Raw genomic sequence first — 21673 nt, forward strand, 5'->3', positions numbered from 1 at the left:
GCGCGTGATCGCGGATTGGAAGATCCGCTCGCTCACTGCGGCCGGCCTCCCCGCCGCCGTCGCGCTGCTCCAGGGGCGGGCTCGCGACAACCTGCTGCTCCTCGATCTGGTGCGCCGTTTCGGCGAGGCCCCGGCGCCCGGAGAGATGGCCGCCGAGCTGCTCGGCCTGTACGCCGGTGCCGAACTCGTCGGAGTCGCCGCGCTGCGTCCGATCGTGGCCGTCGATGCGGACTTCCCGGGCGCCGCCCTCGACCTGTTGGCTCCCTACCTCGAGGACCTCCAGGTCGGCTTGCTGAAGGGCGATCCGGCGCCGATCGAGCGGCTGTGGTCGTTCATCCGACGGCGCCGGCGCCACCGGATCTGGGTGGACCGACTCGAGACCTGCTTTGCGGTCGATCCCAACTCGGCATGTCTCAGCCCGGCCTCGCCCGAGGCGATCGCCCGCGGAGCCGACTCGCGCGATCTCGATGACCTGGTCTTCGCCGCGCGCGAGAGCCTGCGCGAAGAGGGGCGTCCCGACCCCTTCCGCGGCGACGCCCGGGGCTTCCGCCGCTGGGTGGCGGGCCGCGTGGCCCGAGCGCGATTGCTCGAGACCGAGGCCGGCGTGGTGTTCGTGGGCTACGCGGACGTGCGCTCCGCCGAGGGCTGGCTTCTGCAGGGCATCTACACCTGGCCCGAGGCGCGCCGTCAGGGATTCGCCGCCCTCGGCACGTCGGCCCTCTGCCGCGAGACCTTTGCTGCCGGCGGCGACCACGTGCAGTTGGCGGTCGTCGACGGCAACGACCCCGCGCGCCGGCTCTACGAGGGGCTCGGTTTCAAGCCCTACGGGCGGCTGCGCACGATCCTCTTCACCTAGGCCCGGCCTTTCGGCTTCTCCGCTGCGCGCTTCTCGGCTAGTGTGCGCCGAAACGAAGACGGAGGCGCACATGGGTTGGCTCGACGGCAAAGTGGCGATCGTGACGGGAGCCGGTGGTGGCATCGGGCGGGAGCATGCACTCGCGCTCGCCGGTGAAGGCGCCTCGGTGGTCGTGAACGATCTCGGCGGTTCCCGTGACGGGACCGGCGCCGGTAGCGCGATGGCCGACCAGGTGGTCGAAGAGATTCGCGCCGCGGGCGGCGAGGCGGCCGCGAACTACGACGACGTCTCGACCGTCGAGGGGGGGCAGAACATCCTTCAGGCCGCGGTGTCCGCGTTCGAGCGCGTCGACGTTCTCGTGAACAACGCCGGCATCCTGCGCGACAAGTCCTTCGCGAACACCACCGAGGACCTCTGGGACATCGTCGTGAAGGTCCACCTGAAGGGTACCTACTGCGTGACCCATGCGGTCTACAACCACATGAAGGAGAGCGGGCAGGGCGGGGTGATCATCAACACCTCCTCGACCTCGGGGCTCAACGGGAACTTCGGCCAGTGCAACTACGGCGCCGCGAAGGCGGGCATCGCGGGCTTCTCGCGCTGCCTGGCGATCGAGGGGCAGAAGTACGGCGTGCGTGTGCACATCCTCGCCCCGGTGGCGCTGACCCGACTCACCGACGATCTGCCGGGCTTCAAGGACAACGAGTCGATGAAGGCGAAGATGAACCCGGGGCTCGTCTCGCCGCTGATCGTCTACCTGGCCAGCGATCGGGCGAAGGATCTCACCGGAAAGACCTTCTACGTCGGCGGCGGCCGGATCGCCGAGATGAAGGTGGTCACCCACACGGGTAAGACGAAGGACACCGACGGTGGGCTCTGGACGCCGGAGGAGATCGCAGCGGACATGAAGCCCGGGGAGATCCTGCTGCCCGAGTAGGGACGGGCAGCGCGTGCTGCACGGCGGGAATCGCCCGTGCACGCGTAGGGTCCGCTAGCTTCCCTCCATGCCGGAACACGCTCCCGGTTCCGCGCCTCCCGACGCGGAGGCTCCGGACTCCGAAGCCCTCGAGACGCCGTCGCCGCGCACGTCCGCGTCGGAGGAAGGCCCGCGCGCCGATCCTCTGACGGCGATGACGCCGCGCTTCAATCTGTTCTTCCGCTTCTTCGCGAAGCGCTTCTTCGAGCGCTTCGACCTGGACGAGGGGACCGTCGCGACGCTGCGAGACCTCGAGAGTCGGGGCGCCGTCGTGTACGTGATGCGCTACGCGAGTCGGCTCGACTACTTCCTGTTCAACACGTTGTTCCGCCACGAAGGGCTGCGGCTCTCGAGCTTCGCCAACGGCATTCGCTTCTGGTACTACCGCCCGCTGCGCGACGCATGGCGGACCCTGCGTGGCCGTCCCCGCGGCGTACCCCAGGACGTCGAACTCGTCCGGGCGCGTGAGTACTGTCGGGAGCTGACGCGAGAGGGCGGCTCCTTCTTCCTGTTCCTGCGCACGGCGCGACTGCAGCCGCGGTTGCGTGGACGACAGGGCGCCATCGAGCAGAGCCGTCAGGAGCGCGATCTGCTGACCGAGGTGGTGGCCGCCGCCCAGAGTTCGGGCCGGCCCGTTCACGTGGTGCCGCTGGCGCTCTTCTGGCGCAAGGGGCCGCGCGCCCGTCGGCGCTTCCTCAACCTCTCCTACGGAGCGCTCACCCGTCCCAACGACGTGGCGAAGGTGCTGTCGTTCCTGACCACCTACCGCGGCATCCACGTGAAGGTGGGCGAAGCGATCGACGTGCCGGCCTTCCTGGCCACGCGCAGCGAGCCCACGCCGCAGGCGTTGGCCCGGGTCATCCGGCGCACGCTGCTCTCCTACCTGTATCGCGAGGAGCGCGTCGTCGAGGGTCCCGTGCTGCAGCCCCTCTACCGCGTGCAGGACACGGTGGTGCGTTCTCCCGCCGTGCGCGCTGCGGCCGCCGAGTACGCCGCAGAGAACAAGGTCTCGGAGGAACGCGCGCAGGTCCAGGCCGAGAAGCTCTTCCGCGAAGTCGCGGCCAACATGAGCTCCACCTTCCTCGCGATCCTCGACATCCTGGTCGGCGCGGTGATCAAGCGCCTGTTCGTGCAGGTGGAAGACTCGGGGATGGAGAAGGTGCGCGAGGCGTCGCGCCGGGATCCGATCGTCCTGGTGCCGACGCATCGGTCCTACTTCGACTTCCTCATCATCTCGGTGCTCTTCTACCGTCGCCACATGGTCCCGCCCCACATCGCGGCGCGGGACAACATGGCCTTCGGCCCCTTCGGCTTCCTGTGGCGCCGGGCGGGCGCCTTCTTCCTGCGCAAGTCCTTCGACGACCCGCTCTACAAGGCGGTGTTCCGAACCTACGTCTCGTATCTCATCAAGGAAGGCTTCACCCAGGAGTTCTTCATCGAGGGCGGACGCTCGCGCACCGGGAAGACGCTGCCGCCGCGCCTCGGCATGCTCGCCTGGGACGTCGAGGCCTTCCTGGCGAGTGGCCGTCGCGATCTGCTCTTCGTTCCCCTGGCGCTCACCTACGAGCGGCTGGTGGAAGAAGGGGCGATGGTCGGCGAGCTGGAAGGCGCCGAGAAGTCCGAAGAGAGCATGCTCGGTCTGGTGCGGGCCTGGCGTTTCCTGCAGCGACGCTTCGGGTCGGTCTTCGTGAACGTCGGCGAGCCGATTTCATTGGCGGACGCGATGGGCGATCGCCGCGCGCTGATCGCGCGTGAGGACGACGCCGGCGTCCAGGCTCGTCGCGACTTCGTCGTGACCCTCGGCAACGAGATCGTCGAGGGCATCAATCGCTCGGTGGTTCCCCACGCGACCAGCGTCGCGGCCTGTGCGCTGCTCGGCGACGAACGCCGCGGTCTCTTCCGCGAGGATCTCGCGCTGCGGATGCAGCAGCTGGTGGACGTGCTGCGCATCATGGACGTGAAGCTCACGCCGTCCCTGCTGCGCGACGAAGGCGACTTTTCGGTGTCGATCGCGTCGCTCCTGCGCATGGACCTGATTCGCAAAGCCGAGGACGCCCGCGGCGAGATCCTGTTCTTCGAGCCGGGCCGTCGCCGCGCGCTCGACATCTACCGCAACACGATCCAGCACTTCCTCGCCGTGCCGAGCTTCCTCGCCCGGGAACTCGGGGTCGGGGGCAGCCGCGCCGAGATCGACGCCCGTCTCGACGCGTGGCTCGACCTCTTCTACGGCGAGTTCTTCGCGCGGCGTGATCCCCGCACCTGCGAGCACATCGATCTGCTGCTCCGGCAGTTCGCGGACCGCGGCTGGATCCAGGACGATGGCGGCGCCTGGCGGGCCACCGAGGCCGGCGCGTCGCATCTGGCGTTCCTGGCCGAGCAGACGCGCTCGGTGGTCGAGGGCTACCAGGTCGCCTTCGCGGCAATCGCGCGACTCGACGAGCCGATCGGTCGGAAAGCCCTACGCAAACGCATCTCCGAGCAGTTCGAGCGCTCCGAGCTCTTGGGCGAAGCGGGCATGCCCGAGGCGAGCAACCCGGTGACTTTCGGCAATGCCGTCGACCTGCTCCTGCGCCGCGGCATCCTGGCGGCCGCCGAGGGCGCGCCGACTGCGCGCGATCCGCTCTACGAGCGCGGGCCGCAGTGGGATCAGCTGGCCGCGCTGCGCGAGCAGTTGGCGACCGCGCTCCCCTCCCGGTAGGCTCCGCCGCCCCGCTTTCGGGGCGCGAAACCACAGGGTGCATATGGTCAAGGCAAGGAAGGGAGCCGGTACGGTGCTCCGCCTCGGACTTCCGAAGGGAAGTCTCCAGGAGACGACGCAGAAGCTCTTCTCGCTGGCGGGTTTCGACCTCCGCATCCAATCGCGCTCCTACTACCCGGACATCGACGATCCCGAGATCGAGTGCGTCCTGATCCGCGCCCAGGAGATGGCGCGCTACGTCCAGCAGGGCGTGCTCGACGCGGGCATCACCGGGATCGACTGGACCCTGGAGAACCGGGCGAAGGTGAAGGAGGTGGCCGACCTCCGCGCGCCGTGGCCGAACTACAACCCGGTGCGCTGGGTGGTCGCGGTCAAAGAGGGCTCGCCGATCAAGAATCCGAAGGATCTCGACGGCAAGCGCATCGCGACCGAGGTCATCAACCTCACGAAGCGCTACCTGCGGCAGCACAAGGTGAAGGCCGAGGTGGAGTTCTCCTGGGGCGCGACCGAGGTGAAGCCGCCGCTGTTGGCCGACGCGATCGTCGACGTCACCGAAACGGGTTCGAGCCTCCGCGCGAACAACCTGCGCGTGATCGACACGGTGCTCGAGAGCACGCCGCGTTTCATCGCCAACCGCGACGCCTGGGCCGACGACGCGCGCCGCGCCGTGATGGAGCGGGTGGTGTTGCTGCTCAAGGGCGCCATCACGGCCGCGGATCGGGTCGGTCTGATGATGAACGTGCCTCAGGCGAAGCTCGAGACGATCCTTTCGCTCCTGCCCGCGTTGGGAACGCCGACCGTCTCGACGTTGGCCGACGACCGCTGGACCGCGATCAACACGGTGATCGAGGAGCGTCAGGTGAAGGAGCTGCTGCCGCGGCTCCGCGAGGCCGGCGCTCGCGGCATCGTCGAATACCCCCTGTCGAAGATCATCGACTGACGCCGCGATGGGGCGTGGGGCCCGGCTCGCCGCCTGTCTGCCGAGCTACCTGAGGCTCGCCTGGTGGGGGCTCGTCTCGCCGCGCGTCGAGCGGGATCCGCTGACCGTGCACCAGGCCGTCGTGCTCGGTCCCGAGGGCGTCTTGCTCACCGTGCGCCACGATCTCCAGGGCTGGGAGCTGCCCGGTGGCGCGGCGCTGCCGGGAGAGACGACCGCCGAGGCCGTGCAGCGCGAGGTGCGCGAGGAGACCGGGCTCGAGGTGGAGGCCATCGCCCACGTCGGTGACTACCACCGGAGCGGATTTCGGCCCCACTGCGCGCGTGTCCACCGCTGCGAGGTGAGGGGAGGCGAACTCGCGCCGAGCGCCGAGACCCCCGCGCTCGCCTGGTTCTCGCCGAACGCGCTGCCGCCGACCCTGTTCCCCTGGTATCGCGGGCCGCTCGCCGATGCGCTGGCCGCGCGGCCCGAGCCGGTCGAGCAGCACGAGCACCAGGGCTGGCGTCACATCCTCGCCGGGATGGCGATCGATCTCGCCATGCGCTGGCGAGGCCCCGAACGAGATACGCCCCCGAGCCTGGGCTCGGGGGCGCTGGGATCGGACTCGGCAGGACGCGCCAGCAGGCCCTAGCGCTGGTCCTCACGGAGGCCACTGGCCTCCCACTCGCGCGAGAGCTGCTCGAGCTTCCGCGAGAAGTCCTCGAAGGGCTCATCGAAGGACAGGATGATCTCGGTGGTCCGCGGGATGTCGTCCCCGTTCAGCAGACCGCGGTACCGGTTGAGGTTCGCGAGGATGGCCTCGGCGACCTTCAGGGCCCGCTTCTCCGTCTTGATGAGGGGCGACTGGAGCGTGTAGACGTTGTTGCGTCCCCACAGACTCTCGTCGCGGACGATCGCGATCTCGCGGTACACGCTGTTGATCGGATCGAAGTTGTACTCGACGCGGACCTCTTTGAAGATGTCCGTGTTGCCCGTGTAGAACCCGCGTTCCTTCTCGACCTTGCCCAGCTGCCGGCAGCGCGGGCAATAGAAGGTGTCCCCGTGGTTCAGGAGGAATACGCCCTTGGCGTAGTCCTCACAGTCGGTGTTCTCGCAGTACCCGACGCCTCGCTTCATGCTTGCCATCCCTTGCCTCGGGCCGCCTCCTGGGGGGTTGGGCCCTGGGTGCCGCAGCGCCTGTGCACTGCGGAGAAATCATCGAACCCCACTCGGGCCCTTGCGGAGGGGGATTCGCAAGCCATGTGCCAAAGCCTGGTGGAGGCCGCCCGGCAGAGCTCGAAACGAGGCGATACCACCCCTCTAGAAGGGGATCTGCGGGAAGCTTGCGTGCTCGTGAGCAGGGGACATCAGGAGCAAGGATGGCGGTGGCCCGACTCGGGTGGGAAGGCCTCTACCGTGTTCTGCCGCCTGGATCTTCGAAGCGTGAAGAAAATGTCTCAGTGAGAGCACACGCGCCCCCGGAGGGGGGTGGGGTTGGCGTCGCCTCCAGTCGGTCCGTGCGTGGGTGGGTCGCTACCAGATCTTGGGTCCGAAAGGACTAACCGGGTGTTTACTTCCGCTGTCACGGCGTTGTCAACCGCCATCTTGCGCAGTGCGGAGGTGCGCATCCAACACCGGGAACGCACAACACTTTTCGCGCAGCCGTCGCGCGTGACTCACTCGTCCAGCACGTAGTCGAAGCCCAGGAAGGACAGAATCACGAACGCCGTATCAGTAATGAGCAGGAGCTGCAGGGGTTCGAAGGGGATCGATCCGCTCTCGAGCAGGCCGCTGGTGGCCCGGACGGCTCCAGAGATCACGGGAACCAACAGCGGAAGCAGCAGGAGAGGCAACATCACCTCGCGATAGCGGGTGCGCACGGCCATCGCGCCGAACAAGGTGCCTACGCTGCACAGGCCGAGCGCGCCCAGCGCCCCGATGCCCGCCAGGGGCAGTGCCACCGGCCGCCAGTCGAGGTTGAAGAAGAGCGCGAACACGGTGGCGGCAAGCACCTGAACGACAAACAGGATCAGGAAACTCGCAGCCGCCTTCCCCAGGCCGACCCAGCCCCGGTCGGCGGGCACCAGGGCGAGCGCCGACAGCGCGTCGTTCTCAAGCTCCATCGCGAAAGCGCGGTTCAGACCCAACAGGGCGGCGAACACGCTGGTCACCCACAAGAGCGCAGGGGCCAGCGCCTGGTTCTGGGGCCGGGCGCCGCCCGGGAGGGCGAACTGCAGGATCACCACCACGAGCATCGCGAACATCGCCATCGCGATGGCGCGATCGCGGCTGCGCCATTCCGTGACAAGGTCCTTCCAGAGAATCGCCCAGAAGACGTTCACGCGGCGCGCCCCCGCTCGAGGGCCGCCTCGAACGCGCGCTCGAGCTCCCCGGACCGGGCGGCGCCGGTCCAGACCAGCCGCCCCGTCTCGAGCACCGCGGCGTTGTCGGCGAGGGCCTGGACCGCGTCGAGGTCATGGGTCACCAGGACCGCCGTGACGCCCGCTTCGCGCAGCTGCCCGAGCCGCTGGGTCAGCTGCGCCGCAGCGCCGCGATCGAGGCCGGTGTAGGGCTCGTCGAGCAGCAGGACGCTGGGCTCGTGGACCCGGCTCCGCGCGATCGCCGCGCGCTGGGCCTGCCCGCGCGAGAGGGCGTCGGCGCGGCGAGCCGCGATGTCGGCGAGCGCGTCGCTCTCGAGCAGCGCCGCGACCCGCTCGTCGGGGCATGGGACCCCATAGAGTCGGGCGGTGAAGAGCAGGTTCTCCCGCACCGTGAGCGGTGGCGACAGCAGCGATGCGTGGCCGAGGTAGCCCACCCGGGCGCGCGATTCGCGATGGGTGGCCGGCAGGTCCGCCACCCGGGCCTCGCCGCTGCTGGGACGCGCCAGGCCGGCCCACAGCCGCAGGAGAGTCGACTTCCCGGCACCGTTGGGGCCGACCACGGCGAGGCAGCTTCCGGGCGGCACCTCGAGATCGATCTCTCGCAGTGCGGCGGCGCGCCCGAAGCGCTTCGTCACGCCCCGCGCTGCCAGTGCCGCTTCGCTCACGCGTCTCCCGTCACACTCAACGAGGTACCGCACTGGCTGCAGAAGCGCGCGTCTGGGGCGACCGTGGCCCCACAGGCCGGACACTCCGTGGTTTTCGGCGCGACCGAAGCGGCGGGGGGCTGGCGTTCGAGCAAGAGGGCCGCGGCGCGCGCGCGCAGTCCCTGCCGCATGACCGCGTGGTCCTCTTGGGTCAGTTTGCCGGTCTCGAGGTCTTCGTCGAGGTCCTCGAGGGAACGCTGGATCGCCTCGCGCTCGAGTTCGCGGGAGTCGTCTTCCTGCTGATCGCGTGCTGCGAGGACGCTCGCTTCGGCGCGCAGCGGGCCCGCCAGGAACCCGAACGCGGCGAGTCCGGCGAGTAGGGCGAAGCCCGTGGCGGCCCAGCGTCCACCGCCCGTCTTCGGTGTCGTGCGGCGCAAGCCGAGCTCGAGGGTCTCGCCCGCTTCCAGGGCGAAGGCCTCGAGGTGGAGGTAGAGGCGGTCGCCCGAGCGGATCGAGCGGCGTCGGTGCAGCCGATCGGTGTCCGCAATCACGCCGGTGTCCGCGACCAGGACCGACAGCAGCGGCAGGTCGCGATCGAAGCGGCGCTGGATCTCGCCGCCGCGCGCCGTCGCGGGCAGCCGGTAGCTGAGTGCCCACTGGCGGGTGCCCGACGGAAGCGGACCGTGGAGCGCGAGCGCGCCGCCCGGATCGCGACGCAGGCCCGCTTCGAGCAGGTCGTTCGAGAAGCGCAGGCCGGTGGCCTCCCGCGGCAGCGCCAGGCAGAAGAGCGGGGACCCGGGTGATGCCGGGAGCCCGGCGTCGTCGTCGACCTCCACTTCGAGTCGCTCGTTCACCTCGAGGCTCGCGTCGTCCACCTCGATCCACCATTCCGAGCGGGTCGTTCGCAGCGCGGACTGGGTCGCTTCGCCGAGGCCCAGCGCCACGCGGAGCGTGGCGCGCGCGTCGAGGCCCGGGGCGCTCTGAACCTCGTAGGGTGCGCCCTCGAGCTCGACCGGAGCGCCCGGGATGAAGCCGTCTGCGCGGGCATCGACCACGCCCTGCGGTGTCAGGATCTGCACCGGCGGGGCGCCTGCCGGAAACCCGAGCTCCCAGGTGGTGGTGTCGAGGGGCAGGCCGTAGCCGAAGGGAATCTCCTGGTTGCCCGGATACAGCGGTCCCCAGAACTGCACGCGCGTGCCGTCGCGCTCCAGCCCCGAACGCTCGAGCAGCGACTCGAAGCCGCGGGCATCCGCGGGGATCGCGGCCTCGAAGAGCGGTCGGGTACCCGAGCGCGCCGTCTCGGGAACGAAGATCACCGCGTCGGTCGGGTTCACGACGGTGTAGCTGTGCACCAGTCGCAGCTCGTCGCAGGCACGGTCGACGCGCAGATCGAGGCGCTTCACCGCCGCGGCGCCCGCGTCGCTGCTCGGGTCCGACAGCGTCAGGTTCAGGCGGTGCTCGGTGCTTCCCGCCTCGAAGCGAAAGCGTTCGCCGAAGGGCACGTCGCCAGGACGCGCACCCACCAGGTACACGACACCCGGCGCGTTCGAGATGCCCTCGAAGGCGAAACGCCCCTCGGTGTCGGTGCGGGTTTGGCGCAGGCCAGCGCTCCCGTCGTCGGACAGCGCGTAGAGCACGACGTCCACTTCGGCGGTGGCGTCGGGGCGCGTGTCGTGGAGCAGCTGCCCGACGACGCGGGCCGGCCCGGCCGGGACGTCGGCGGGGCCCTGGGCGCTCGCCACCGAAGCACCGAGCAGCGCGAGCGCAGCGAGGGCCGCGCAGCAGACGACGCGCGTCATCGGCGCTCCGGGTGCGGCCACATCACGGCGATCGTGCCCAGCACGAACACCACGCCCCCGATCCAGATCCAGTTGACCAGCGGGTTGCGGTACACCTTGAAGGTGGCGGAGCCGTCGTTCTCGATCGCCGTGAGGATCACGTACACGTCCTCGCGCAGGGTCGAATACACCGACGGGATCGAAGCCGGCTGCTGCTCGAGCCAGTACATGCGCTTCTCGGGCACCATCGTCACGAGGCCCTCGTCGCCGCGGTAGAGCGCGAGGCGGGCGCGCGCGCCGCCGTAGTGCTGGGCCTGGTTCGCCAGTGCCGTGCGGTACTCGAAGCGGTAGGGCTCGAGGGCGAAGGAGTCGCCGGGGCGGACGTTCTCGAGGCGCTCTTCGTTGAGCACCGAGCCGGTGGTGCCGATCAGCACGAACACGACGCCCAGGTGCACTATGTAGCCGCCGTAGCGCTGCTGGTTCTTCCGCAAGAGAGAGCCGAGCGCGCCGAACACGCCTTCCTCGCCCTTCCGCGTCCGCGCGCGCACGGCGCGGATGTACTCCTGGAGGACCGTGCCGATCACGAAGGCGGCGAGGCTCCAGGCGACGATCGCGTAGAAGCTCAGGTCGCGACCGAGGGTGACCGCGAGCACGGCGAGTGACACCCCGAAGGCGACGCTCGGCCACACGAACTGACGTCGCAGGTTTGCGACCGATGCACGCCGCCAGGCGATCAGCGGCCCGACGCCGGTGAGGAAGAGCAGCAGCAGGGCGAGCGGGCCGTTCATCGTGTTGAAGAACACCGGGCCCACCGCGATGCGGTTGCCGGTGATGGCCTCGGAAAAGACCGGGAACATCGTGCCCCAGAACACGACCATCAGGATCGCGATGAACACCCAGTTGTTGAGCAGGAAGCTCGCCTCGCGCGACACGAGGCTCTCGAGCTGGTTCTCGCTGCGGATCCCCTCACGGCGCCAGAGCACGGCGGCGAGGAACACGAAGGCGGTGACCAGCACGTAGCCGAGGAAGACCGAGGTGAAGAGCGGCGTCTGGGCGAAGGCATGCACCGACTGCACCACGCCGCTCCGGGTCAGGAACGTGCCGAACAGACACAGCGTGTAGGTGAGCCCGATGAGCAACAGGTTCCAGGTCTTCAGCATGTCGCGCTTTTCCTGGATCATCACCGAGTGCAGATACGCCGTGGCCGGGAGCCAGGGCATGAACGACGCGTTCTCCACCGGGTCCCAGGCCCAGTAGCCGCCCCAGCCGAGCACCTCGTAGGCCCAGCGACCGCCGAGCAGGATCCCGATGGACAGGAAGAGCCAGGGGAAGAGCGTCCAGCGCCGCGTGGTGCGGAACCAGGTGGCCGAGAGGTCGCCCGTGATCAGCGCCGCCAGCGCGAACGCGAAAGGCACCACGAACCCGACCATGCCCGTGTAGAGCATGAGCGGGTGGATCATCATCACCGGGTGTTGGAGCAGCGGGTTCAGCCCGCTGCCGTCGGAAGCGACGTGGCCCGGCGGCAGCTTCTCGAAGGGGTCGGTGACGCCCACGAGCAGCACCAGGAAGAACAGGGTGTTCGCGAACAGCACCGCGACCACCCAGGGCATCAGCGTGCGCACCCGGCCCCGGTGGAACCAGACCGCCGCCGCGCCGTAGGCCGTCAGCATCCAGCACCACAAGAGCAGCGAGCCGGCCTGGCCACCCCACAGCGCCGCGAGACGGTATTGGAGGGGCATGCTGCGCGCCGAGTGGGACGCCACGTAGGCGAGCTGGTAGTCGAACTGGGCGAAGGAGACGAAGAGCGCTGCGATCGCCGATGTGACACCGAAGAACACGACGTACACGCTGCGCTCGGACACCTGGGTCCAGACCGCGCGCTTGCTGATCCCCGCGTAGATCGCCGCCACGAAGCCGGCGAGGGCGATCAACAGGGAAAGACGTAGAGAAATCGCTCCGATTTCGGACATGCCGCTCCTGGCTCACTCACTGCGCTCACGGGGGGCGGGAGGGAGTCGAGCAGACATCCCGCTCGACGGGCGTGGACAAGGCCTGGGCTATGTGGACGCGGGGTGCGGTCCTAGCTCTCGGTCGACGGCGGTCCGCCTTCCTGGCCTTCGAACTTCGAGGGGCACTTCGCCAACAGCTTGTCGGCGTGGACGCGCGCGATGCTGCCCTCCCGCAGCAGTCGTCCCTCGAGCACGACCTCGGCCCCGTCCTTGAAGAGGTCGGGGGTCTCGAGGCTCGCGAACACTACGTCCATCGCGCCTTCGGACGAGCCCCCGCCGTGGGGCGGCTCGTTCTGGACGGCGAAGCGGACGCTGCGGCTTCCGACGTCGCGCTCGATCGTGCCCTCGCTGACGTAGCCGTGCACACGGGCGGGCTGGCCCGCCTGGGCATCGACCGAGGCGGTGAACTCTTCGAGCGATTGGTAGTAGGTGAAGGAGGCACCCGCTTCGAGATTGCTCAGCGCGTACCAACCGAGGAGCAGCGCGATCAGCGTCGCGCCCCCCGCTACCTGGAACCCCTTCGACATCGAGGTCGAGCATATCCGAGGTGTCTCGCTCCAGCAAAACGAGGCCGGTCCAGAAACCTACGAAAAACAAGCACTTGCAAGTGGGCCGCCGTTGACACGCAGAACCCGCGCAGCTACCCGGAGGTATGCGCCCGAAGCCCGCCCAGCGGCTCGCCGAAATCCAGCCCTTCCTGGCGATGGACGTCATGGAGCGGGCCTTCGCCATGGAGCGGGACGGCGCCGAGGTGCTCCACCTCGAGGTCGGCGAGCCCCAGTTCGCGCCGCCGCCGGCCGCCGTGGCCGCCTGCCACGCCGCCCTCGACGCGGGGGAGACCCAGTACACGGACAGCCGCGGCCTCCACGAGCTGCGCTGCGCCATCGCGCGGGACGCCGAGGAGCGCCACGGCGTGGCCGTCGATCCCGACCGCGTCCTGGTGACGAGCGGCACCTCGCCCGCGATGCTGCTCGTGTTCTCGGCCCTCATCGATCCCGGCGACGAAGTGGTGATGGGGACGCCCCACTACCCCTGCTACCCGACCTTCGTGCGCTCCTGCGGCGGGGTTCCGGTGTTCGTGCCCACCGATCCGGAGCGGGGCTACGCCCTCGACGTCGACGCGGTCGCCGAGGCGATCACGCCGCGCACGAAGGCGATCATCGTCGGGTCCCCGGCGAACCCGACTGGTGCGATCCAGAGCGCCGACGCACTGCGCGGGCTGGCCGGGCTCGGGCCGCCGCTGGTGTCCGACGAGATCTACGACGGGCTGGTCTACGACGGGGTCCGCACGACGTCGGCGCTGACCATCACCGACGACGCCTTCGTCCTCGACGGCTGTTCGAAGCGCTACGCGATGACCGGCTTCCGGCTCGGGTGGGTGATCGCTCCCGAGGGCGCGATGCGCGACCTCCAGGTGTTACAGCAGAACCTCTTCATCTCCGCGAATCGCTTCGTGCAGCACGCGGGCATCGGTGCCCTCGAGGGTGGCGCGGACACCACCGCTGCGATGTGCGCGGCCTTCGCCGCGCGCCGCGATCGCCTGGTCGGCGGCTTGCGCGAGCTCGGCTTCCGGATTCCCCAGGCGCCGGTCGGCGCCTTCTACGTGTTCGCTGACGCGCGCGCGTTTGGATCCAGGTCGGTCGACCTGGCCTTCGCCCTGCTCGAGCGCGCCCAGGTCGGGGCCGGTCCCGGGCTCGACTTCGGCGAGGCCGGTGAGGGGTGGCTGCGTTTCTCCTTCGCGGTGTCCGAGGCGACCGTCGACGGCGCCCTGGAGCGGCTGGCGGGCGTGATGCCGGAGTTCGCGTGAGCGCGCGGCGCAAGAAGGACGCGCGTCCGAAGCTACGGGTGAAGCAGGCCGAGCTCCTGACGAGCGCCGCAAAGCCCTCCGGCTTTCCCGCGCCCGGTCCGCCGGAGGTCGCGTTCCTCGGGCGTTCGAACGTCGGGAAGTCCAGCTTGCTGAACGCCCTCGTCGGCCGCAAAGCCCTGGCCCGTACCTCGTCGACGCCGGGGAAGACCCGCCTGCTCAACTGGTTCCGCGTGGAGCGCACGAGTGGCGAGCTGTGGTTCGTGGATCTCCCGGGCTACGGGTACGCAAAGGTCGCGCGCACCGAACGCGCCCAGTGGAAGGACTGGATCGAGGCCTACCTCGACCAGCGCGAGACCCTGCGCCTCGCCGTGCTGCTCCAGGATCTGCGCCGCGACCCGGGCGAAGACGAGACGCTGCTGCTCGAGTGGCTGCGCGAGCGCGAGGTGCCCAGCCTCGTCGCGCTCACGAAGTGCGACAAGCTGAAGCCGATGCGCCGCGCCCAGCGGGTGCGCGTGTTGAAGGGGGCGAAGGAGCTTCCGGCCGATCGTATCGTCGCCACCTCCGCCCAGGCCGGAATCGGGCTCGTCGACCTGTGGCGTGCGATCGACGAGGCGACTGGGCTCGGTTCCGCCGCCGATCGCTCGAGCGCCCCCCCCACCGACCCGCCGGCGGAGTGAGCGCTAGCGAAAGAGGTCTTGGGACGGGTCGCGCAGGGTGTCGGCGAGTCGGCCGTCGCCTTGAGGCGTGCGCCCCGTGATCCACACGGCCGGGATGCCGGCGTCCTTCACCATCAGCAGTCCCGCTGCGGCCGCGAGCTGATCCGCAGTCGCGGTCGTCGTGACCTCGAGCGGGCGGCCGGTCCAGTCTTCGCCGCCGCGCAGGTCCTCGATGGGCGCAATGCCCGCGCTCCCGAGGGCGACGTCGACGAGTCCTTCGCGCCAGGGTCGGCCGAAGGTGTCGCTGACGATCACCGCGACGTCTTTCGCGCCGCCGGAGAGCAGCCCGTCGCGCAGCGCCCGCGCCGACGCGTCCGGGTCCTCGGGCAACAGAATCGCCGTGTCGGCGGCGCCGGCGTTCGAGAGATCGACGCCGGCGTTCGCGCACACGAAGCCATGGCGGGTCTCGCTGATCAGCACGCGATGGCCGCGCCGGACGACGCGCGCCGACTCGCGCAGCACCACCTCGACGTGGCGCGGATCCTTGTCGTCCTCGCGCGCGATGCGCTCCGCCTCGGCCGACGGGGTGACGTCCGCCAGCGCGACGATGCGACCCTCGGCCTTCGACACGATCTTCTGGCAGACGACCAGCACGCCGTCGGACAGCGAAACCCCCTGGGCGCCCGCCGCGACGCGCAGCAGCGCCGCGAGGTCGTCACCAGGCTTCACCGCGGGCACCTGCTCGAGGGCGGTCAGCACGAGCGGATTCATGAGCGCTCCCAGACTTCGAGGATGGCGCGCGTGGCGGGGCCGAGGCTTTCGACGTCCAGCGCCGAACGCGCGTCTTCGACGAAATCGATGTCGATGGCCAGCGAGGGCAGGGTGCATTCGACATACGGCACGCCCGCCGCGAGGGCCGCATCGCGGTGGCGCGCGGCGCTGTCGCGGCCGAAGCGCGCCGGGATCACGTCGGGCGGTCGGCGAAACAGGGCGGAGGTCCCGCCGTCGTTCGAGGGCGCGAGGCTCACCCCGTGTTCCGGACCGGCTTCCAGGAGTGCGTGGATGTCGTCCGGCGCCGCCGCCGCGACGTCGCCGAGGACGACCAGCACCCCGTCGCTGGGCCCGGCGAGCTGATGGCAAGCGGCTTCGATCGCCGCGTTGAGCCCCGGATCGTCGCGCAGCAGCGGCTCGGCCCCCGCCTGCTTCGCGGCGTCGGCGACGCGGGCATCGGGGGTGGTCACGGCGACGCGGTCCAGTTCGGGGACGGCACACAGGCAGCGCACCAGATCGCTCATCATCGCGAGGGAGAGCGCCTCGAGTTCTTCGCGCGCGCGCTCGGGGAACATGCGCGACTTCGCGTCGTCGAGACCCTTCACCGGAACCACGGCGGAGATCACGCGAGCGACCGCGCGAGTGCGAGCGCTTCTTCGGAGAGGGACTGGGCGATCTCGGGTGTTCGCATCAGGGTCTCGGTGACCCGCGTCGCCGGTCCGGTGGCGCCGATGGCGGCGGCGAGGTCCGCGTCGCGCTGGTCGATCACGTACCCGTCGAGCAGGTCGCCGTAGAAGCGCGCCACGCCGGCGGCGGACACCTCGTGGCCCAGCCCGCGCAGCAACCGATCGGCCGGGCCCTTGACCGGCGCGCCGCCGATGATCGGGGACACGGCCACGACCGGGGCTCGGGCGGCGCGGACGGCGTCACGGATGCCGGGTACCGCGAGGATCGGTCCGATCGAGACCACCGGGTTGCTCGGCGCGAACAGGATCACGTCGGCGTCGGCGAGGGCCTCGAGGACGCCGGGCCCGGGCGTCGCGACTTCGGCCGCGGAGAGGTCGACCCCCACCACTTCGTCCGGCGCACCGTCTCGCGCCAGGTACTCCTCGAAGTGGAGCTGCCGTCCGCCGCGCAGCGACACCAGGGTGGGGCACGGGTCCTCGGACATCACGAGGATGCGTGTCGCAACGCCCAGGGCCCGGCGCAGGCCGTCGCTGATCTCGCCGAGGCCGACACCCCGCGCGAGCTCGCGTGTGCGGTGGTGGGAGTGGGCGAAGTCTGCGTCGCCGAGTCGGAACCAGGTCTCGTAGCCGAGGGTTCCGAGCGCATCGATCACCGACGTCGTGTCGCCTTCGAGGCCGTAGCCGCGCGAACGATTCACCCGACCCGCGAGGGTGTAGGTCACGATGTCGACGTCGGGCGATACGTGGACGCCGTAGAACTCCATGTCGTCGCCGGTGTTCACGATCGCCGTGACCTGCTCGGGCGGAACGGCGCGCACCACGCCCGAAAGGAACCGGGCGGCTCCCACGCCCCCGGCGAGGACGGCCACGCGCGGCGGAGCGGCCGTGGTCACGGGGTCGGCGCGTCGCTGGCGCCGCGCTGCTGGAGCAGATCCTGCAGCTCGGCCTGACGGCGCGGGAGTCGTTCGGCGACCGCCCGGAACTCGTCGGTCGAGCGGAGCTCCTTCGCGCGCTCGGGATCGCTGATGGCCTCTTCGAGCCAGCGCTCGTCGGCGGCGATCGCGGTCTCGAGCGCGAGGATGCGCTCTTCCAGCGCGGGGTCGGGCGCGGGCGCGTCGACCGGGGCCGCGGCTTCCACGGCGGGCAAGGCATCCGAGTACTTCGCGTCCTCGTCGGTCACGACGTTCCGACCCAGCGGACGCGCACCCCGCGCGAGTGCGGCGTTGTGGAAGGCGTCGTGGCCCGGCTCGATCTCGCGCACGCGCTCCTGGTAGGCGTCGGGGATGCGATCGCGGTCGGTCGTGTAGCGAACGTTCCCGTCCTCGTCCGACCACTGGTAGACGGGGTCGCGTGGACCTGCCGGGGAGGCAGACGCGGTCCCAACGAGGGCGATCGCGAGGGCGAGAGCAGCGGCGCGCGAGGTGTTCACGGGACCGAGTCTTGGAGAGGCCGACCGGAGCGTCAAGCGACGGCCGGGGACCGCCGTTCACGCCGCCGCGGTCCGGCCCGGTCACGCCGCGGTCGGGGCCGTTCCGCGGGGCGCCGCCAACCCCGCGATCCGGCTCGACTGCGGCGGCACGCAGCCCTCGGCACACGCCTTGCTCTTCCGCGGCGCATGCATGCGCGCGGTGGTAAGCAGGCGAGCCGACGGGTGTCGCACCGACGGGTCCGGTGCTCCCGCCGCATCCGGCGATGGAGCTGCGGGATCGCCCTCGCTGGGCTGCTCGTCGACCCGGCTGCGGGCGCATCTCCCGACGCGAGCGTCGCCTGGGAACGCAGGGCGCTCCCGGCCGGCCTGGAGCGCGCGACGGCCGTCGCACTCGTGGTGCCGACCGACGCATCCCAGGCGGCGGCCTGGGCCATCGGGGGGGATCGTGGGGTGGCGGTGGGTGGGCGCGGCATGGAGGTGGCGCAGGCGGGCCCCGCGGGCCGGGTGCTGTCGCGGGGGCCGGTCCGGTTCCTGCATTTCGACGCGGCCACCCCTGCGCTCTGGATCGCCGGCGCGACGGGGTTGTTGCGCGCAGACGGGTCCACGATTCGCACCGAACGGGTCGGGACGGGCGAAGCCGCGCGGGTGGTGCACGCCATCGACACCCAGGGCGACCGACTCGCCGTCGCGACCGACGCCGGCGTGTTCTGGCGTCCCACACCCGATGCCGCCTGGCGCTTGCTCCAGGCGCTTCCATCGGGCGCGGTGACGCGCGCGATCTGGGATGCCCGGGGTGCCGGGATCTGGGCGCGTGTCGAGGGCGCGCTGTGGTGGGGTGGCACCGACGGAACCCGCCGCCGCGTCGTCTGGTCGGGCGTCGCCGAAGGCGCGGGCGTCCTGGACATCAGCCGCAACGCTTCCGGGGAGCCGCTGGTCTTGTGGTCGCGCGCGATCGCCGAACGCGTGGCCGGACGCTGGCGACACGTACCCCTGGACCTGCCGCCCGGCACTCAGCCCGCGTGGCTCCGTGCTTCCGCCGGCCGCTATTGGCTGGCCACGGATGCGGGGCTGCTCTCGTCCGCGCAGCTCGACGGACCTTGGCTGCGTGCACGGGCGCCCCTCGGTCACGTCGCCGTGTCGGGCCTGGCGGCTGCGGGCGATCGCGTCCTCGTCGCGCTGCGCTACGGCGTGTGGCTCGGCCGTGTCGGTGAAGAAGAGTCGCCCCGTGTCGGCCCCGGTCCCGCCGCGGTTCGCGTCGAACTGCAGCGCGTCGGCCTGCCGTCCTCGGATCCACCGATCCGAGCCGTCCAGCGGCGCGCACTCCGCTACGCCGGGCTCGAGCCCGACCATCTCGCGTCGCTTCGGCGCGCCGCCATGCAGCGAGCCTGGCTCCCCGAAGTGCGACTGCGGCTCGGCCACGGCCGCGATCGCGACCGGCTCCGGGACCACGACGAGGCCTATCTCTCGAGCGGAAGACGCACCCTGATCGACCGGGAGCGCCGCAGCGGCGAGGGCAGTGACGCCTCGCTGGAACTCTCCTGGGATCTCGCGGGCCTGGTCTACGAGCCCGAGAGCCTGGACGTGTCGCGCGAAGCGCGCCTCGTGATCCAGCTGCGCGATGACGTCCTGGACGAGGTCAACCAGCTCTACTTCGAACGCCAGGCGCTGCTCGGTGAGCTGGTGCGGGGAGCCGCCGAGGACCCCGCGCGGGTGCGTCTGCGTGCGGCCGCGCTCGCCGCCGCCCTCGACGCCTGGACCGGCGGTTGGTTCAGCTCGACATCGATCCCGGGCGTGGCCCCGGATCGCGATTCCGGTCCCGCCCACCCCGCACAGGAAGACCTCCCATGAAGCATCGAACCGTGACCGCGTGGATGCGCGGCAGCATCACACTCGGGTGTGTCATCGTCGGCGCTGCGGGCGCACCCGCCGCGCCCCTGATCTCCGAGGTGTTCTACGACGCCTCGGGGTCGGATAACGGCAAGTCCTTCGTCGAGCTCTACGCGCCGGCGGGGTTCGTCCTCGACGGTCTGGTCGTCGAGGGCATCAACGGCGCCAACGGCCAGGTGGCCGGCAGCGTCACGCTCTCCGGCACGGTCGGCGCGTCGGGGCTGTTCGTGTTGGCCGACGACCAGGGCGACGGGTCGAGTCTGGTGCTCGGCGCCGACCAGATCGCGAACTTCGACTTCCAGAACGGACCCGACTCGATCGTTCTCCGGGACGACATGGGTGTGCTCGACGCCCTGGGCTACGGCGACTTCGCTGGCGGCGCGGTCTTCGCGGGAGAGGGCACTCCTGCTCTCGACGCCCCCGCCGACTCAGCGCTCGCCCGCGTGTTCGCCGATCTGGACACGGACGACAACGCGACGGACTTCGAAGTGGCGATGCCGACGCCGGGCGCGGCCGCCTTCGCGGTTCCCGAGCCTGGATCCGGGTGGTTGCTCGGTCTGGGGCTCGCCGCGCTGGCCTTCCCGCGCAGGCGAAACCGCTAGCGGCGGCCCCCTCCCTCCCATCACATGGCCGCCGCGGCCCCGGCGCGCTCGCACTCGCGCGCCGGGGCCCTTCGCCGCCGCGATCCCAGCGCTACGCTGCCGGCGCCGATGGACATCCACCGCGTCTATCGACCGCTCCTGCGTCGGTCTCGCCGGCGTCGCATGCAGCGTTTCGCCGAACGCTTTCGGCCCGACGCCGCGACGCGGATCCTCGACGTCGGCGGCACCGCCTTCAACTGGGAATTCCTCGCCGAGCGGCCCGAGGTGACGCTCCTCAACCTGGCCTCGGGTGACGAGGCCTTGCCCTCGCGATTCTCCCGGGTGACTGCCTCGGGGGTCGCGTTGCCCTACGCCGATGCGAGCTTCGACATCGTCTTCTCGAACTCGGTGATCGAGCACGTCGGCGACCTCGAGGCCCAGCGCGCGTTCGCGGCCGAGCTGCGGCGGGTCGCCCCGCGCGTCTGGGTCCAGACCCCCGCCCGCGGGTTCTTCTTCGAGCCCCATCTCTTGACCCCGTTCTTCCACTACCTCCCGCGGCGCTGGCAGCGGCGGTGGGCCCACTGGGGGACGGTCTGGGCCTGGCTCACCGGCGCGAGCCGGGAGCAGGCGGCGCGCTTCGTCGATGGGACCCGGCTGCTCGACGCGGCCGAGTTCGCGTCGCTCTTCCCGGATTGCACCCTCCAGCGGGAGCGGTTCCTGGGCTGGACGAAATCCTACGTGGTCGTCCGGGATTGAGGCGGCGGCCGGGCGTGCGGGCGGATCGTGCCCCGGGGGGATCGCTCAGGTTGCAGCCCCAAGCGCCCGAAACGAAGCGCGATGAGGGTTTGGTGCGCACCGTCACGCAGCGCGCCCGCCTGCGGCGTGGAGCCGTCCTGGTGGGGGGCGCATCGGTTCGGTCGACAAGCCCGGGCCGGCACGGGAAACTGGCGCTTCGCACGAGACGCGGCTGGGGGGCTCGCATGATCACGGGAGCGAACACGAACGTCCGCTACCGGGGCATCCAGTTCCACGTCCAGACCGAGGACAGTGGTCGCTCCAACCCTCACATCATCAGTCACCTCTACCACGGTGGCACGATCCTCGGTTCGCAGAAGACCGACTACTCGGAACACCTGGATTCCGATGAGTTGATCCTCGTCGTGCGCGGCCTGATCGATCAGCAGCACGTGGCGATGGTCGAGAAGCTGCAAGCCGGCGGCTTCGACGACGTGATCGCCGAGCGTCTCGGGGAAACGGCCGCGGAAGCCGGGTTCGCCGCGCCGAGCGAGGTGTCGAAGCCCGACACCGAGCCCGAGCTCGATGGGCCGCTGCCGCCTCCCCAGCAGACCGAGGCCGACACAGAGGTGGATCACGCCGAGCGTCCCCAGGCCGGCTTCGGAAGTGCCGAACCCCAGCGTGGTTTCGGTGAAGGGATCATGGGCGCCGAGAAGCCGCTCGACGAGGTGATCCTCGACTACCTCGCCGAGAAGGCACGCGCGCGCGGTCCGGAGCGCGACTCGGCTGCCGCGCGCAAGATCCGCTCGGGAGGGTGAAGGCCGCGCTGCAACGCTTCTGGGGCGGGCGCGGCCAGGCCGAGC

21 protein-coding genes are annotated in these 21673 nt (G+C 70.5%); 11 read left to right on the top strand and 10 right to left on the bottom strand.

From position 1 onward, the window contains the following. Positions 1-4 precede the first annotated feature (4 nt). From AAF430_19820 to AAF430_19840, 5 genes are all read left to right on the top strand, one after another. A complete protein-coding gene (locus tag AAF430_19820) occupies positions 5-856 on the top strand; it encodes a GNAT family N-acetyltransferase (GenBank protein ID MEM7412488.1) in 852 nt (283 codons plus the stop codon). A gap of 70 nt (positions 857-926) precedes the next feature. Then, positions 927-1793: an SDR family NAD(P)-dependent oxidoreductase gene (locus AAF430_19825; GenBank protein MEM7412489.1), complete on the top strand. Its 867-nt coding sequence runs from the start codon at positions 927-929 to the stop codon at positions 1791-1793. 67 nt (positions 1794-1860) lie between these two features. Continuing rightward, positions 1861-4530, top strand: coding sequence for a 1-acyl-sn-glycerol-3-phosphate acyltransferase (locus AAF430_19830; GenBank protein MEM7412490.1), 2670 nt, complete (start codon positions 1861-1863; stop codon positions 4528-4530). Positions 4531-4573: 43 nt separating this feature from the next. After that, positions 4574-5470, top strand: coding sequence for an ATP phosphoribosyltransferase (hisG, locus tag AAF430_19835; GenBank protein MEM7412491.1), 897 nt, complete (start codon positions 4574-4576; stop codon positions 5468-5470). A 7-nt stretch (positions 5471-5477) separates the two neighbouring features. After that, on the top strand, positions 5478-6098 hold the full coding sequence (locus AAF430_19840) for an NUDIX domain-containing protein (GenBank protein ID MEM7412492.1): 621 nt from the start codon (positions 5478-5480) through the stop codon (positions 6096-6098). Here AAF430_19840 and AAF430_19845 read toward each other — a convergent pair. The 6 genes from AAF430_19845 to AAF430_19870 all read right to left on the bottom strand — a co-directional run bounded on the left by AAF430_19845 (position 6095) and on the right by AAF430_19870 (position 12785). After that, positions 6095-6583, bottom strand: a complete 489-nt coding sequence (locus tag AAF430_19845; GenBank protein MEM7412493.1) for a hypothetical protein — start codon at positions 6581-6583, stop codon at positions 6095-6097. The two genes, AAF430_19840 and AAF430_19845, sit on opposite strands and share 4 nt — an antisense overlap. 539 nt (positions 6584-7122) lie before the next feature. Next, a complete protein-coding gene (locus AAF430_19850; GenBank protein ID MEM7412494.1) occupies positions 7123-7788 on the bottom strand; it encodes a heme exporter protein CcmB in 666 nt (221 codons plus the stop codon). After that, positions 7785-8492 (bottom strand): ABC transporter ATP-binding protein, encoded by a 708-nt coding sequence (locus AAF430_19855; protein ID MEM7412495.1) that lies wholly within the window; start codon positions 8490-8492, stop codon positions 7785-7787. Before AAF430_19855 ends, AAF430_19850 begins: the two co-directional genes overlap by 4 nt. Next, positions 8489-10270, bottom strand: a complete 1782-nt coding sequence (locus AAF430_19860; GenBank protein ID MEM7412496.1) for a zinc ribbon domain-containing protein — start codon at positions 10268-10270, stop codon at positions 8489-8491. Before AAF430_19860 ends, AAF430_19855 begins: the two co-directional genes overlap by 4 nt. Next, positions 10267-12219 carry a heme lyase CcmF/NrfE family subunit gene (locus AAF430_19865; GenBank protein MEM7412497.1) on the bottom strand — a complete coding sequence of 651 codons (1953 nt, stop codon included), beginning with the start codon at positions 12217-12219 and terminating at the stop codon, positions 10267-10269. Before AAF430_19865 ends, AAF430_19860 begins: the two co-directional genes overlap by 4 nt. Before the next feature lie 110 nt (positions 12220-12329). Next, entirely contained in the window at positions 12330-12785 is a 456-nt protein-coding gene (locus AAF430_19870) for a cytochrome c maturation protein CcmE (GenBank protein ID MEM7412498.1), read from the bottom strand. Between the two features lie 125 nt (positions 12786-12910). Here AAF430_19870 and AAF430_19875 point away from each other — a divergent pair, with 125 nt between their 5' ends. Both AAF430_19875 and yihA read left to right on the top strand, forming a co-directional pair. Then, positions 12911-14065 (top strand): aminotransferase class I/II-fold pyridoxal phosphate-dependent enzyme, encoded by a 1155-nt coding sequence (locus AAF430_19875; protein MEM7412499.1) that lies wholly within the window; start codon positions 12911-12913, stop codon positions 14063-14065. Then, positions 14062-14742: a ribosome biogenesis GTP-binding protein YihA/YsxC gene (gene yihA, locus AAF430_19880; GenBank protein MEM7412500.1), complete on the top strand. Its 681-nt coding sequence runs from the start codon at positions 14062-14064 to the stop codon at positions 14740-14742. Before AAF430_19875 ends, yihA begins: the two co-directional genes overlap by 4 nt. 3 nt (positions 14743-14745) lie before the next feature. Here yihA and cofE read toward each other — a convergent pair whose 3' ends face one another. The 4 genes from cofE to AAF430_19900 are packed head-to-tail and all read right to left on the bottom strand — an operon-like array spanning position 14746 to position 17607. After that, a complete protein-coding gene (gene cofE / locus AAF430_19885; GenBank protein ID MEM7412501.1) occupies positions 14746-15492 on the bottom strand; it encodes a coenzyme F420-0:L-glutamate ligase in 747 nt (248 codons plus the stop codon). Beyond that, on the bottom strand, positions 15489-16118 hold the full coding sequence (gene cofC / locus AAF430_19890; protein ID MEM7412502.1) for a 2-phospho-L-lactate guanylyltransferase: 630 nt from the start codon (positions 16116-16118) through the stop codon (positions 15489-15491). The genes cofE and cofC overlap by 4 nt, the downstream gene beginning before the upstream one ends. Further along, positions 16115-17071 carry a 2-phospho-L-lactate transferase gene (gene cofD, locus AAF430_19895; GenBank protein ID MEM7412503.1) on the bottom strand — a complete coding sequence of 319 codons (957 nt, stop codon included), beginning with the start codon at positions 17069-17071 and terminating at the stop codon, positions 16115-16117. Before cofD ends, cofC begins: the two co-directional genes overlap by 4 nt. Further along, a complete protein-coding gene (locus AAF430_19900; GenBank protein MEM7412504.1) occupies positions 17068-17607 on the bottom strand; it encodes a hypothetical protein in 540 nt (179 codons plus the stop codon). Before AAF430_19900 ends, cofD begins: the two co-directional genes overlap by 4 nt. Before the next feature lie 222 nt (positions 17608-17829). On the opposite strand from AAF430_19900, the gene AAF430_19905 reads away from it, so the two are divergent. The 4 genes from AAF430_19905 (at position 17830) to AAF430_19920 (ending at position 21628) form a co-directional block, all read left to right on the top strand. Then, on the top strand, positions 17830-19455 hold the full coding sequence (locus AAF430_19905; GenBank protein MEM7412505.1) for a hypothetical protein: 1626 nt from the start codon (positions 17830-17832) through the stop codon (positions 19453-19455). After that, positions 19452-20096 (top strand): PEP-CTERM sorting domain-containing protein, encoded by a 645-nt coding sequence (locus AAF430_19910; protein ID MEM7412506.1) that lies wholly within the window; start codon positions 19452-19454, stop codon positions 20094-20096. Before AAF430_19905 ends, AAF430_19910 begins: the two co-directional genes overlap by 4 nt. Before the next feature lie 108 nt (positions 20097-20204). Beyond that, positions 20205-20831 (top strand): methyltransferase domain-containing protein, encoded by a 627-nt coding sequence (locus tag AAF430_19915; GenBank protein ID MEM7412507.1) that lies wholly within the window; start codon positions 20205-20207, stop codon positions 20829-20831. Between the two features lie 224 nt (positions 20832-21055). Further along, positions 21056-21628, top strand: coding sequence for a hypothetical protein (locus AAF430_19920; GenBank protein MEM7412508.1), 573 nt, complete (start codon positions 21056-21058; stop codon positions 21626-21628). The last annotated feature ends 45 nt before the right edge of the window (positions 21629-21673 follow it).

Source organism: Myxococcota bacterium (assembly GCA_039030075.1).
Taxonomy (GTDB): domain Bacteria; phylum Myxococcota_A; class UBA9160; order UBA9160; family SMWR01; genus JAHEJV01.